We start from the raw sequence: 13,027 nt of genomic DNA on the forward strand, positions 1-13,027 counted from the left end.
TTGGTGGGGCCGCTCCCCCTCCACCCACACGCCCCCGCGCTGGAAATCGCATACACGTATCACCACCAGGTTGCCCGGCGTTTGGGGGTGGGGGGGGGCCCGGGCGCGCCCCCGGGGGCGCGCCCCACCTCAACGGCCCGGCTGCCGGACCGCGTACGGCCTCATTCGACGACGTTGCCGATCTTCGGCGCGGGCTCGTTCTGGTAGTTGGCCGGGCCGAAGTTCTTCTCCACGTACGCGTCCCAGGAGCCGTCGGAGACCATCTTCTCCAGGGCCGTGTTGATCTTGTCCTTGAGTTCGCTGCCGTTCTGGACACCGATGCCGTAGTTCTCGTTGCTCAGCTTGAAGCCGCCGAGCTTGAACTTGCCCTTGAACTCGTCCTGCGCCGCGTATCCGGCGAGGATCGAGTCATCGGTGGTCACCGCGTCGATGATCCCGTTCTCCAGGCCGGTGATGCACTCCGAGTAGCCGCCGTACTCCTGGAGTTGGGCCTCCGGCGCGAGCTCGTCCTTGACGTTCTGCGCGGAGGTCGAGCCGGTGACCGAGCAGAGCTTCTTGTTGTTCAGGTCCGCGGGCTTCTTGATGGTGTCGTCGTCCGCCCTGACCAGGATGTCCTGGTGCGCGAGCAGATACGGACCGGCGAAGTCGACCTTCTTCTCGCGCTCGTCGTTGATCGAGTACGACGCCGCGATGAAGTCGACGTCGCCGCGCTGGAGCAGCGTCTCGCGGTCGGCGCTCTTGGCTTCCTTCCACGTGATGTCGGCGGGCTCGTAGCCGAGCTCCTTGGCGATGTACGTCGCCACGTCCACGTCGAAGCCCGTGTACGTACCGTCCGGCGTCTTCAGGCCGACGCCCGGCTGGTCGTACTTGATGCCGATGGTGATCGTGTCCTGGCCGCTGCCCTCGCCGACGGTCTGGGCCCATGCGGAACCGCCGACCACGGCCGTCAGGGAGAGCGCGAGCGCGGCGGCTGCTGCCGCTGCGGATGTCCTGGGAACGTTCATGGTGATCATCCCTGGGGATCTCGGTGGGGGGATCTCGGTGGGGATCTCGACGAGTGCCGGTTCCCCGGGCCCGCTCAGTGGTGAAGGATCTTCGACAGGAAGTCTCTGGCCCGGTCGCTGCGCGGGTCGCTGAAGAACTGTGCGGGCGTCGCCTCCTCCACGATCCGCCCGTCCGACATGAAGACCACGCGGTTGGCGGCCGACCGCGCGAAGCCCATCTCGTGGGTGACGACGGCCATGGTCATGCCGTCCCTGGCGAGCTGCTGCATGACCTCGAGCACCTCGTTGATCATCTCCGGGTCGAGCGCCGACGTCGGCTCGTCGAAGAGCATGACCTTCGGGTCCATGGCCAGGGCCCTGGCGATCGCCACGCGCTGCTGCTGACCGCCGGAGAGCTGCGCGGGGTACTTGTCCGCCTGCGAGGTCACACCCACGCGTTCCAGGAGCGAGCGCGCCCGCTCCTCGGCCGCCTGCTTGTTCTTCTTACGGACCTTGAGCTGGCCCAGAGTGACGTTCTGCAGCACAGTTTTATGGGCGAAAAGGTTGAACGACTGAAACACCATGCCCACATCGGCGCGCAGCGCGGCCAGCTCGCGGCCCTCGGCGGGCAGCGCCTTGCCGTCGATGAAGATCTCGCCGGAGTCGATCGTCTCCAGCCGGTTGATCGCCCGGCAGAGCGTGGACTTCCCTCCTCCGGAGGGCCCGATGACGACGACCACCTCGCCCCTGCCGATCGTGAGGTCGATGTCCTGGAGCACGTGCAGCGCACCGAAGTGCTTGTTGACGTTGTTCAGCACGACCAGGCCATCGGTCCCGCCCGGCCCGTCGTGTCTCGTCGTGTCCGCTGAACGGCTCATCAGGTTCATCGTCCGCCGTCCACGCGCACGCCGCACTCCGGGAGGACTCCCGCCGGAGGGGGTGCCACGACTGGCGCTACGCGCCGACCCGTGCTGGGGCGCCGACGCGGAAGGTCTGGCGGTAGACCGAGGGCGGCACGCCGATGCCCGCGACCAGGTGCTGCCGGAGGGAGGCCGCGGTCCCGAATCCCGCCTCGTCGGCGACCCGGTCGACCGGCAGATCGGTCGTCTCCAGCAGCCGCCGCGCCCGCTCGACCCGCTGCTGCGTCAGCCACTGCCCGGGGGTCGCCCCCACCTCGTCACGGAAGCGGCGCGAGAACGTCCGTACGCTCATGCGCGCGTGGCCCGCGAGCTCGGCCAGCTGGATGGGGCGGTGGAGCTCGCCCAGCGCCCACGCCCGGGTCGCCGAAGTCGTGGCCGCCGAGGGTCCGGGAACCGGGCGCTCGATGAACTGGGCCTGCCCGCCGTCGCGCCACGGGGGTACGACGCAGAGCCGCGCCACCCGGTTGGCGATCTCGCTGCCGTGGTCGCGGCGCACGAGGTGCATGCACAGGTCCACCCCGGCGGCGACCCCGGCCGCGGTGAGTACGTCGCCGTCGTCGACGAACAGCACGTCCGGGTCGACCCGGACCAGGGGGAACATCCGCTGGAACTGCTCCGCCTCGTTCCAGTGGGTGGTCGCGGGGCGCCCGTCGAGCAGTCCCGCGGAAGCCAGGACGTACGAGGCGGTGCAGATCGACACGATCCGCGCACCCGGGCGGAGTTGGCGGAGCGCATCGGCCAGCGGCGCGGGCAGCCACTCGCGCGCCTCGTCGGGCCCGCAGTCGAACGGCGGGATCACCAGGGTGTCCGCCGTCGCGATCGCCTCGGCCCCGCGCTCGACACCGACGGTGAAGTCGGCGCTCGACCGGACCGGGCCACCGTCCAGACCGCAGGTGACCACCTCGTACAGCGGCTGCCCGTCGGCTCCGGCAGCGGTCCCGAAGATCCGCACCGGGATGCTCAGTTCGAACGGATAGACACCGTCAAGGGCGAGTACGACGACGCGATGCATGGCCAGATCCTTCCACATGATGGCCATCCGGACACTCGAAGCGGCTGGACCGCTGCCGCAGGGTTGGTCCCACAGCCACCACCACCCCTCAAGGGAGCAGCACATGCGCGCCATCGGTCAGGACTCACTCGGCGGACCCGAGGTGCTGAAGCTCACCGAGGTGGACCGCCCCGAACCCGGCCCCTCGGAGGTCCTCGTCCGCGTCCACGCGGCCGGCGTCAATCCGACGGACTGGTGGCACCGCGCAACCGGCGGACTCCTCGGCGTGCCCGTGCGACTGGGCTGGGACGTCTCGGGCACGGTCGAGGCCGTCGGCCTCGGAGTGACCATGTACCGGCCGGGCGACGAGGTCTACGGGATGCCGCGCCTCCCGCAGCCCGCGGGGACGTACGCGGAGTACGTCACCTCCCCCGCCCGGCATCTGGCCCGCAAGCCGCGCTCCCTCTCCCATGTGGAGGCCGCGGCGCTCCCGGTGGCCGCGCTCACCGGCCTGCAGTCCCTCGTGGACACCGCGGCCGTACGCCCCGGTCAGCGGGTCCTCGTCCACGCGGCGGCGGGCGGCGTGGGCCACCTCGCCGTCCAGATCGCGAAGTCCCTGGGCGCCCATGTCATCGGCACGGCCGGCGCCGCCAAGCACGATTTCGTCATGTCACTGGGCGCCGACGAGGTCATCGACTACAGGACGACCGACTTCGCGGCGGCGGCCCGGGACATCGACGTGGTGATCGACACCATCGGCGGGGAGTACGGCCCCCGCTCGCTGCGCACCCTGCGTCCGGGCGGCATGGTCGTCTCCCTCGCCTCACCGGAGGAGGCCCGACTCGCCGATGTGGCGGCCGAGTCGGGCCTGCGGGCGGGCTTCACCATCGTGGAGCCGGACCACGCCGGGCTGAAGACGCTCGCGGAACTCGCCGACGCGGGCGCGCTGCGGCCTCACATCGCGGCGGTACTGCCTCTGGCGGACGCGGCCAAGGCCCATGAGCTCGGCGAAACGGGCCGCACGACCGGCAAGCTCGTCCTCAGCGTCGTCGAGTGACCCCCGCGCGCGGCGGGCGCAGGGTCAGTGGTCGTCCCAGTGCCCGTCGTGCACGGCGTGCCGGTGGCCGTCGTGCACGTAGTCGGTGTGGCCGTCGTGCGGGACCGCGACATGACCGCAGCCCTCGCCGTGCTGGTGGGCGTGGTTCTCGTGGGCGGCGTGCCCGCCGGTCTCGCATTCGTCCGCGTGGCCTTCGTGGACCCGGTGGACGTGGCCGTCGTGCGCGTAGTCCACATGGTCACCGTGCGGGAAGGCGACGTGGCCGCAGCCCTCGCCGTGCTGATGGGTGTGGTCGGTGTGGGGAGCGTGTGCAGTGGTCATGGCTCTCTCCGCAGTGGTTCCGAGGTCAGCCGCACGCTGTTCATTTGCGCCACTGACTCATTTTCCTCCCCAACGAGCCGATCCGCAGTGGCGTCACGCGGGCGGCCACGCGGGAGGCCCTGGGTGCGGGAATCCCCCACGCCCGGCCTACCCAGCCGTCCCGGCCCGCTCCGGAACCACTGCTTCGGCAAAAGCGCCGCCCTGCTCCGCGAGTTGGTCCCAGCTTCCTTCCTGGACGATGCGACCCGCGTCGAGGACCGCGATGCGGTCGGCCCGGCGGATCGTCGCCGGGCGGTGGGCGATCCAGATCGTCGTACGGGTGCCGGACGCCGCCGCGAGTGCGGCGGCGAGCTCCGCGTCCCCGGCCGTGTCGAGGTGGGCGGTGGTCTCGTCCAGGACCAGGACCCGGGGGTCGGCCAGCAGGGCGCGCGCCAGGGAGATCCGGGCGCGCTGGCCGCCGGAGAGCGTCGTGCCGCGTTCCGCGACATGCAGGTCCACGCTCTCCACGAACCGGTCGATGCCGCAGCGGCGCACCACTTCGGCCACCTCGCTGTCGCTCGCGTCGGGCGCGCCCAGGCGGAGGTTGTCCGCGAGGGTGCCGTGGAAGAGCGGCGCCTCCTGCCCGACCACGGCGACCGCACCCCGTAGCTCCGCTTCGGCCAGATCCCGCAGGTCGACCGGTACGGAGCCGTCGGCGGGCAGCAGTTCGACCGTGCCGGCCGAGGGGTCCCAGAAGCGTGCGAGCAGATGGGCGCAGGTCGACTTTCCCGCCCCGGAGACGCCCACGAGGGCCAGGGTCTCCCCGGCCCGTACGGTCAGATCGACGCCGTCGAGGACACTCCGCCCGCCGTAGTCGAACCGCACGTCACGCAGCCGTACGCCGAGCGGGCCGTCGGGGACGGGCTTCGGCGAGCCGGGTTCCGCCGCGCCAGCCGGTGCCCTGACGGCCGCCCCGACCCGGGCGGCGGCCGGTCGCAGCCCACCGGCCTGGCCAAGCGCCGCCGCCGCTTCGGCGGCGGGCGCGAGCGTGCCGAGCGCCAGCGCCATGGCGGCCGGGGCCCAGGCCCCGTCGAGCCGCCCGGCCATGACCGCCTGCGCCGCGATCCCCACGACCCCCGCCACGGCCGTGACCACCAGCGCGTCGCGGACAGCCGCCGCTGCCGCCTCCCAGGACTGCTCGGCCCGCTGTGCACCGGCGAGGCTCCGGCCGGCCGAGGCCAGTCGTGCGCGCCTGGCGCGCAGGGCGCCGAAGCCGAGCAGTTCACGCAGCCCGTCCACGGTCTGCACGGCCTCCGCCGAGAGTTCGGCGGCTGCGGTACGGGTCCGGGCTCCCCGCCGCGTCCTGCCCGGCCCCTCCAGGAGCGGCGCGAGGACGAGAAGCGCCGCGACGGGGAGCACCGCGATCAGCATCCGGGGCTCGACGACCGCCAGCGTGGCGGTGCCGGCGCCGAAGACGGCCGCCGATGCCATGAGCTGGGCGATCGCGTGGGCGTAGAAGAACTCCAGGGCCTCGACGTCCCCCATCGCCGTCGCCGCCAGGTCGCCGCTGCGTCGGCCCCCGATCCGGGCCGGTGCGCTCCGGGCGAGCCCGTCGAATATTCGTACCCGCAAGGCGGCCAGGACCCGGTAGGCGAGATCGTGGCTCAGGTCCATCTCCCGCCAGGTGGCGAGTGCCTTGACGAGGACGAGGGCGATCAGCGCCGCCACGGTGACGCCGGCGGGGGGTTGCCTCTCCATCACGGCGGCGCCGACCGTGTGGGCGGCGAGTGTCACCAGGGCGACGAGTGCGGCCTGGTCGGTGAGCGCGGCGGCGCAGGTGCGCGCCACCATGAGGCGGTGCGCGCGGAGTGCGGGCAGGAGCGCCCGGAGGGACCCGCGCTCCTCGGTACGGAGGATCGTCATGCCGCTCGTCCCGCTTCCTTCGTCCGTCCGGCCTCGACCAGTGACGCGTAGAGGCCGTTCTCGGCCATGAGCGTGCTGTGGTCGCCGATGGCCCGTACCCGTCCGCCGTCGAGGACGACGATGCGGTCCGCGTGGCGTACGGCGTCCAGGCGGTGCGCGATCACGAGGCAGGTACGTCCACGTGCGGCCTCCTCCAGGGCCTTGCCGATCCGGGCTTCTCCGCGCTCGTCCACCGCGCTGGTCGCCTCGTCGAGGACGAGGACGCGTGCGTCGGCGAGCAGGGCGCGGGCGAGTGCCAGGCGCTGGCGCTGGCCGCCGGACAGGGTGGCGCCCCGCTCGCCCAGGACGGTCAGATATCCGTCAGGCATGGCGGCGATCTCCTCGTGGATTCCGGCGGCGCGTGTCGCGGACCGCAGGTCGTCGTCGGTGGCGCCGGGGCTGGCCAGGCGGAGGTTGTCGGCGATGGTGGCGTGGAAGAGGTAGGTCTCCTGCGAGACGACGGCGATGCCGCGTCGGAGGGAGTCGAGGGTGTAGTGCTCGATCGGTGTGCCGCTCGCCAGCACCGCGCCGTGTTCGGGGTCGTTGTGGCGCACCAGGAGGGACAGGAGCGTCGACTTTCCCGCGCCGGAGGGGCCGATCAGGGCGGTGGTGCGTCCGGCCTCGGCGGTGAAGGTGACGCTGTCCAGGACGGGGCGCTCGGCGCCGGGGTAATGAAATGTCACATGGTCAAATGCAATGTCAGGCGCGACGGACCACTCCGCCCTCTCCCGCCCCTCGTCCGGCACCCCGCCCCGCGCGGTGCGCAGGGCGGCTATCCCGTCGGCGGCCGAGACCCCCAGATATCCGGCGTGCCACTCCCTGGAGAGGTCGCGCACCGGTCGGAAGCACTCCGAGGCGAGCATCAGCAGCAGATAGGTGCCGGTGGCCGTCGTGCTCCCGGAAGCGGCGGAGGCGCAGGCCACCAGGGCTGCGGCCGCCGTACCGCCCTGGATCGCCAGGTCGGTGAGGCCCGTGTCGACGAGGGAGACGCGCAGCTTGGCAACGGTGGCCCGGTGCAGGGCGGCCGAGCGTCGTTCCAGCCGCCCACGGGTCCGTCCGACCGCCCCGGCCGCGCGCAGGGCGGGCATGCCCTGAAGGGCTTCGAGATAGTCGGCGGCCAGCGTCTCGTACGTCTCCCAGTGCTCACGCCCACGACGTTCGAGCAGCCGGTCCCACCAGCGGGGGGCGAGCAGGGCAAGCAGCAGCGCGGGCACGAGGGCCAGGAGTGCGTACGGCGCGAGGGCGGCGACGGCGATCAGCAGCAGCGGCGGGACGACGCAGGTGATCAGGAGTTGGGGCAGATAGCGCGAGACGTAGGCGTCCACTCCTTCGACACCGTCGACGAGGGTGGCGCGTACGGCGCCGGCGCGTGCGCCCTGGATGTGGCCGGGGCCCAGCCGGCCCAGGTGTTCCAGCAGCGCGTCGCGCAGACCGACGCGGACGCGTGACCCGGCGTTCACGGCGGTGCGCCGCTGCCACCAGCTCAGGCCCGCGCGCACCACGACGGCCGCCAGCACCCCGGCCAGAGTCGCGGGGAGGTGACGGGTGTCGCCGCGCGCGATCGCGGAGAGCGCGACGGCGAGAAGCACCGCCTGGGCGAGGTGGGTGAGAGCCACCGCACCGAGCAGGGCGGTGGCGCCGAGCAACGCGCCGCGCGCCGTGCGGGCGGCGCGTGTCAGCTCCGGGTGAAGCATCACGGCTGATCCCCTCTTCCCAGGGCGAGTCCATGGACGATCCGCTCACGGCCGGGTGGGCCGCCGAGCGCAGCACCGAGGTCGGCCTGCTGCCAGGAACCGATCGGACGTGACAACAGATTTCTTGTGGTAGCGACGAGTTGGGCAAGTCCCACGGCGAATCCGGCGCCCAGATGGTCGCGGCGAATCCGTTGCGCGTCCGCGTCGTCGGGGCATCCGTACGCGAGGAGCACGGCCCCCGCATCGGCGATCCAGCCCTGGCCGGCGGCCCAGGCCGCCAGGGTCGGTCCGGCCTCGCCGGATGCCAGCGGGCGGAGCGACGGCCCGTCGGCGTTTCCGGCCTCCCCGGGTGCGAGCCGGAACAGTGCGGATTGCGGCCCCCCGGTGGCGACGCACCATCGGGGCCCTGCGGGCAGTGCCCCGGCCGCGCGGGCGAGGACCTGGGCGAGGTCCTCGGGCGATGGTGTGCCGGCCGGCGGCGGCGGAGCGCTGCGCCGGGACAGCAGCGCCCTCTCGGGGACGCGTACGGACAGCGTCGTCCACTCCCCCGGCCCGGCGTCCGAAGCGGCGACGGCGTCCAGGGCGCGCCAGGTCTCCTCCAGCGCGGGGGATGCCTCCCCGGCTCCGGGTTCCGGCTGCGGGGCGACCCCGGGAGGACAGCTCGCCCACCGTTCTAGAGCACCCGCAGGATCCTCGGCCGCCGGGCCGAAGGCCACTGCGGCGAGCGGGTGTTGGGGTGTGGTTCCCGGCCAGGTCCGCTGCCACCGGGTGGGGCCCGGCAGGCCCGCCGCTGCCGCGAGGAGGTCACCGTCCGCGTCCAGGCTCATCCCCTCCGCACCGGCCGACGCCAGTGCGGCGACGGCGTGACCGGTGTCCAGGAGCAGCAGCGGCAGTGCGCGGTGCCCGTAGTGGGAGACGGTGCGCCGGGCGGTCACCGTGAGGACGACGAGAGTGCCGTCCGGCGCGTCCGCCGGTGCGGGGCCGCGCCGGTGCACCCGGTGACGTACCGCGTCGTAGGCGTAGCGTCCGGGAGGCAGCGGCCCTGGGCCGCCCACCAGGAGATGGGCGTCGACGGGGTACAGCCCGCCCGCGGAAGGCACGGGTCTCAGGCGCCCGCCGGGCACCCCTGCGGTGACGGCGAGTGAGTGGCGCAGGGCGTGGTCGAGGTCCGGTGCGGTCCGGGCGGTGAGCGGGGTCGGCCGCCCGGTCCAGCGGGGGAAGGGTCCGGCCGGGGTGTCGGGGCCGGGTGCGGTGCGGGACCGGGCCAGCGCGAGAGCTGTGCGGGCCGTGTCGTCCGTGGTGATGGGTACGGGCACGTCGCGGCTCCTCTTACATGTGTGGCGGCGGTGTGAGGGTGAAGTCCCGGGGTCCGGTCGGCTCCGTCGACCGCCATCCCCTGGACAGGGCGGCGTGGGCGAATCGCGGGCTGCCGAAGTAGCCGAACGCGGCAGGGGCGTTGGGTACGAGGCCGGAGACGAGGACACGTGCCACCCGCAGCGGCGTCGCCCTGACGTCCTCGGTGGTCAGGTCGAAGGTGATCACCCGGTGGCCACCTGCCGCGAGACGGCTGTCGAGGGCCTTGCGGCTGCCTGACTCGACGTCCCCGACGCCGACGACTCCGTGAGCCGGGTCGGTGAACCGGGTGGCCAGTGGGGTGACACGCTCGTCGAGCCACACCTGGACGTGCGCGCCGAGGTCACGAACGGCGGAGAAGTCGGTCCCGCAGTCGTCGAGGTAGCGCCGGTCTGCGCGGTGTTCCAGATACAGACCGGGGGCGAACATCCCGGCGTCGACCGCCTTGAAGACCCAGCCGTCGCGTTCGACCGCGCCCTGGGTGAAGACCCAGGTGTGTACGGCTTCGAGCACGGCCTTACGGGCCGCCTCCGCCGGGTCGTAGCGGCAGGCGAAGCCCGCGGCGTGGATACCGCGGTGCGGGTCGTGGACGAGCGCTGCCATGCAGGGGGCGAACTCCGACGGCATCTCGACGATCCGGACGTCGAGATCGCAGCCGTCCAGATCGGCGGTCAGCCCGGGGACACTGGCCGGGTCGATGCCCCGGGTGGGTCCGTCGAGGTGCCACCACAGTTCCAGGGCGTCCCGCTCGACCACCTCCAGCAGACCTCGCTCCACGGCGTCGTCGAAACCCTGGCCGGTGGCTATGCCCGCGTAATTGAGATGGTGGGTGCGGGGCAGTGAACGCAGCTCGCCCTGGCGCCAGTTGAGGTGGGTCAGCGCGACCGGCGCCCAGCACTCCGCGCCGTCCTCCTCGCCGACGGCCCACAGTGCGGGGATGTCCACGTCGAACGGCCGGTAGGGGAAGTCCAGGCGCCCGTACTGCCAGGGCGCGTACCGGGGAAGGTCGCCAGGGCCGTACAAACGCTTCCCCTCGTCGAGGAGTTGGCGCGCCGTCGCGTGCCGTGGAGCCCCGAAGTGTCCGGGCGGCGGGAGGCGGTTGCCGCAGTAGCGTTCGACCGCTTCCGCGACGGCCGCGATCCGGGCGCCCTCCGGGTCTCCGAAGGTCGTCCCCAGTGCGACCCGGTCGGCGGGCCAGGCCCCGAATCTCCGGGCGTCGGAGACCTCGGCGGTCATGGCGGTGTAGCGGGGCGGAGCCCCCGCCGGGTGCTCGACGGGTTCCACCCCGCGGATCAGCCCGCAGACGGGGTCCACGAGATCGTCGAGGGAGAGACGGGCGGACGGAACGCTGTTGCTGGTCAACGGCAGATCTCCTGGGCGGGATTGACGCGCGCGGCTCGGTGCCGGGCGGCGACGACGGGCAGGGCGAGCGCACTGCCCTCGAACCGCACGGACCGGCGCGAGGACCGCAGCCGGGTCGCGATGACCGGGTCGTCCCCGGAGTGCGGATTGCGGGCGTGCGCGGGGAAGTGGTGACCGCCGACTTCGACACGCAGGCGGGTTCCGGCGGGCAGGCGCCGGGAGAGGTGGCCGAGCGGCACCGAGAACCGTGCGGCCTCGTGGGCCGGGTCGGTGCGCCGTACGACGCCGGTCGCCAGGTGGTCGGCGACGCCCCGCGGATCGAGGGCGACGACGCGTACGACCCAGTCGGCGGTGGGCGTGTCCGCGACCGCGAGCAGCCGGGCCTCGGCCCGGCCCAGCAGGTCGAGCGGTCTGGGGAGGGGCGGTGTGACCAGCAGGCAGCGGTCGGTGCGACCGCTCGTCGGTACGTTCAAGTGGTCGGAGCGCAGAGGAAGTTCGGGGTCGGCCTCGAAGGTGCTCCCGCCGAGCGGGCGCAGCGCGGTCCCGAAGGGGTACGGGGTGGGTGGCGGCCCGTCCGTCATGGTCGCCCACCAGCCGCTGCCGCCGAGCGCGGTGACACCGCGCCGCCCCGGGGCGAGGTCTCCGGCGAGTGCGATCTCGGCCCAGCGGGCGTACAGCCGGCCGAGGCCGATGCGGTGCTCGGGCCGGGCCTCGGGCCCGGGGGACGCGGTGAGCGCATGCCCCCACGGCCCCATCAGCAGCCGGGCGGGGCCGCCCCAGTGCCGCCACAGCCCCACCGTGTCCTCGCGAAAGGGGTCGCGCGTGCCGCCCACGGCCAGCAGCGGGACAGCGGCAGCAGCCGCGCGCGCGAACAGGCCGGAATCGCGTTCCGCCTGCCACAGGTGCGGCCAGGAGGGCAGGTCCCGCCGCAGCCTGAACGGAAGCTCGGCCAGGGGGAGATGTTCGAGCAGAAGGGGGTCCCGTGCGAGGGCGTCCGCCAGGGCGGTGTCGTCGGACGTACGGCGGTCGCCGTGCGCGGCCCACCAGCCGGCGCGGGCCAGCAGCCTTTCGGGGCCGCCCGGTTCGCGCGCCGTCTCGGCGGCTCCCAGCGCGGGCACGGCCGCGACGACGGCGTCCGGGCGGTCGTCCACTGACGCACCGAGCGCGACCGCCAGCGCGCAGTGCGCGCCGTACGAACTGCCGTGGGCCACTACCTTCCCGCTGCTCCACGGCTGCCCGCGCAGCCAGCGCACGGTGGCGGCGCCGTCCGCCTCCTCACTCCGGTAGGGGTGCCACTGCCCCTCGGACGCGTGCCGCCCCCGTACGTCCTGCGCCATGGCGGCGAAGCCCGACGCCGCCCAGGCGCGCAGTTCGGCGCGGTGTCGGCGGCGGTCGTACGGCGTACGGATCAGGACCGCCGGGAACGGCCCTTCGCCTGTGGGGAGGCACAGGTCCGCGGTCAGCCGGGCGCCGTCGGCCGTATCGACCAGCACCGTGGCGGCGTTCATCGGGGCGTGCCCCGGGTGGGAGTCGGGGCCACAGCGGGCACCGGCAGGACAGGATGCTCGCCGACGGTCAGGTCACGCAGATCCACGCGGCGCAGCCTGCGACGCGCGGGCAGGCGGCCCGTTGTGGGCCTGCCGCCGGCCCAGGTGATCAGGTCGGCGGTGAGCAGTTCCACGACGAGCGCCGCCGATGCCTCGGTGCTCCGCCCCTGGCTCGCACCCGTCCGGTGCCCCGCCCAGTACGCTGCGAGTTCGCGGTGGGCCGGGGAAGCGGCGAGCCGTCTCAGGCGCACGTCGGCGGCGGTGACGTCTCCGGGCCTGGCGGCGAGGGGTTCGATCCACGCCTGGAATCCCTCGCGGTGACAGCGCAGCCAGCCGATGCCCCGGGCGGGCAGGCGGTCGGCGGCGTCCCAAAGTCCCTCGGGAACAGGCGAGTCGAGGCACCAGACCACCACGGCCGGCTTCCCGTGCGGGAGTCCGGCTCCTTCCTCGGCCAGCGCGGCGACCTCGTCGGGGCCGGGGCGCGTGACCTCGGCGCCCTCCGCGGCTGCACGGCGCGCAAGGCCGCCGGCCAGCGGTTCGTCGCCCAGGACGAGGACCGCCCGTCCTTCCAGCGGTCGCGCCCGGTGCTCCCCCGCGTATCCGGCGTATCCGGCGTCCTCGAACGCCTTCACGAGCTTCTCCAGTTCCGGGCTTCCTTCCTGCCCGTCCGCGAACCTCGCCACCAGTTCCCCCGCCGCCACCTGTCCGGTGTCGACGCGCAGGAACTCCCCGTCCTGCGTGCGCACCGCGAGGCCCTGTCCGGGCACGGTGACGAGCTCGACGCCTGGTGCGAGTCTGCTGACGGTCACGAGTGGGCTCCTAGGTGTGGGTGGGCTGAGAAGACGGAGCGGGCCCGCC

At 73.3% G+C, this 13,027-nt stretch carries 11 protein-coding genes; 1 reads left to right on the top strand and 10 read right to left on the bottom strand.

Annotated elements, in window-relative coordinates; translation table 11 throughout:
• Nucleotides 1-161: 161 nt before the first annotated feature.
• From ACWGO0_RS13855 to ACWGO0_RS13865, 3 genes are all read right to left on the bottom strand, one after another.
• Nucleotides 162-1,013, bottom strand: coding sequence for a glutamate ABC transporter substrate-binding protein (locus tag ACWGO0_RS13855; protein WP_453532986.1), 852 nt, complete (start codon nucleotides 1,011-1,013; stop codon nucleotides 162-164).
• Nucleotides 1,014-1,078: 65 nt separating this feature from the next.
• Nucleotides 1,079-1,861: an amino acid ABC transporter ATP-binding protein gene (locus ACWGO0_RS13860; protein WP_453532989.1), complete on the bottom strand. Its 783-nt coding sequence runs from the start codon at nucleotides 1,859-1,861 to the stop codon at nucleotides 1,079-1,081.
• Nucleotides 1,862-1,937: 76 nt separating this feature from the next.
• Nucleotides 1,938-2,915: a GlxA family transcriptional regulator gene (locus tag ACWGO0_RS13865; protein ID WP_453533333.1), complete on the bottom strand. Its 978-nt coding sequence runs from the start codon at nucleotides 2,913-2,915 to the stop codon at nucleotides 1,938-1,940.
• Between the two features lie 103 nt (nucleotides 2,916-3,018).
• On the opposite strand from ACWGO0_RS13865, the gene ACWGO0_RS13870 reads away from it, so the two are divergent.
• Nucleotides 3,019-3,951 (top strand): NADP-dependent oxidoreductase, encoded by a 933-nt coding sequence (locus tag ACWGO0_RS13870; RefSeq protein WP_453532992.1) that lies wholly within the window; start codon nucleotides 3,019-3,021, stop codon nucleotides 3,949-3,951.
• Nucleotides 3,952-3,975: 24 nt separating this feature from the next.
• Here ACWGO0_RS13870 and ACWGO0_RS13875 read toward each other — a convergent pair whose 3' ends face one another.
• The 7 genes from ACWGO0_RS13875 to ACWGO0_RS13905 form a co-directional block, all read right to left on the bottom strand.
• Complete coding sequence (locus ACWGO0_RS13875) at nucleotides 3,976-4,272, bottom strand: hypothetical protein (RefSeq protein ID WP_453532995.1); 297 nt, start codon at nucleotides 4,270-4,272, stop codon at nucleotides 3,976-3,978.
• Between the two features lie 147 nt (nucleotides 4,273-4,419).
• Nucleotides 4,420-6,174: an ABC transporter ATP-binding protein gene (locus ACWGO0_RS13880; protein ID WP_453532998.1), complete on the bottom strand. Its 1,755-nt coding sequence runs from the start codon at nucleotides 6,172-6,174 to the stop codon at nucleotides 4,420-4,422.
• Complete coding sequence (locus tag ACWGO0_RS13885; protein WP_453533001.1) at nucleotides 6,171-7,910, bottom strand: ABC transporter ATP-binding protein/permease; 1,740 nt, start codon at nucleotides 7,908-7,910, stop codon at nucleotides 6,171-6,173. The genes ACWGO0_RS13880 and ACWGO0_RS13885 overlap by 4 nt, the downstream gene beginning before the upstream one ends.
• On the bottom strand, nucleotides 7,907-9,223 hold the full coding sequence (locus ACWGO0_RS13890; protein ID WP_453533004.1) for a nitroreductase family protein: 1,317 nt from the start codon (nucleotides 9,221-9,223) through the stop codon (nucleotides 7,907-7,909). Before ACWGO0_RS13890 ends, ACWGO0_RS13885 begins: the two co-directional genes overlap by 4 nt.
• Nucleotides 9,224-9,236: 13 nt before the next feature.
• On the bottom strand, nucleotides 9,237-10,628 hold the full coding sequence (locus tag ACWGO0_RS13895; RefSeq protein WP_453533336.1) for a YcaO-like family protein: 1,392 nt from the start codon (nucleotides 10,626-10,628) through the stop codon (nucleotides 9,237-9,239).
• Nucleotides 10,619-12,130 carry a CocE/NonD family hydrolase gene (locus ACWGO0_RS13900; RefSeq protein ID WP_453533007.1) on the bottom strand — a complete coding sequence of 504 codons (1,512 nt, stop codon included), beginning with the start codon at nucleotides 12,128-12,130 and terminating at the stop codon, nucleotides 10,619-10,621. Before ACWGO0_RS13900 ends, ACWGO0_RS13895 begins: the two co-directional genes overlap by 10 nt.
• Nucleotides 12,127-12,978 (bottom strand): hypothetical protein, encoded by an 852-nt coding sequence (locus tag ACWGO0_RS13905; protein ID WP_453533010.1) that lies wholly within the window; start codon nucleotides 12,976-12,978, stop codon nucleotides 12,127-12,129. Before ACWGO0_RS13905 ends, ACWGO0_RS13900 begins: the two co-directional genes overlap by 4 nt.
• Nucleotides 12,979-13,027 lie beyond the last annotated feature (49 nt).

The organism is Streptomyces sp. NPDC055749, from assembly GCF_053617235.1.

Excerpts from the sequence above, each read along its gene's own strand:
- ACWGO0_RS13900 (WP_453533007.1), bottom strand. The coding sequence starts at position 12,130 with ATGAACGCCGCCACGGTGCTGGTCGATACGGCCGACGGCGCCCGGCTG.
- ACWGO0_RS13865 (WP_453533333.1), bottom strand. The coding sequence starts at position 2,915 with ATGCATCGCGTCGTCGTACTCGCCCTTGACGGTGTCTATCCGTTCGAA.
- ACWGO0_RS13855 (WP_453532986.1), bottom strand. The coding sequence starts at position 1,013 with ATGATCACCATGAACGTTCCCAGGACATCCGCAGCGGCAGCAGCCGCC.
- ACWGO0_RS13880 (WP_453532998.1), bottom strand. The coding sequence starts at position 6,174 with ATGACGATCCTCCGTACCGAGGAGCGCGGGTCCCTCCGGGCGCTCCTG.
- ACWGO0_RS13860 (WP_453532989.1), bottom strand. The coding sequence starts at position 1,861 with ATGAGCCGTTCAGCGGACACGACGAGACACGACGGGCCGGGCGGGACC.
- ACWGO0_RS13870 (WP_453532992.1), top strand. The coding sequence starts at position 3,019 with ATGCGCGCCATCGGTCAGGACTCACTCGGCGGACCCGAGGTGCTGAAG.
- ACWGO0_RS13875 (WP_453532995.1), bottom strand. The coding sequence starts at position 4,272 with ATGACCACTGCACACGCTCCCCACACCGACCACACCCATCAGCACGGC.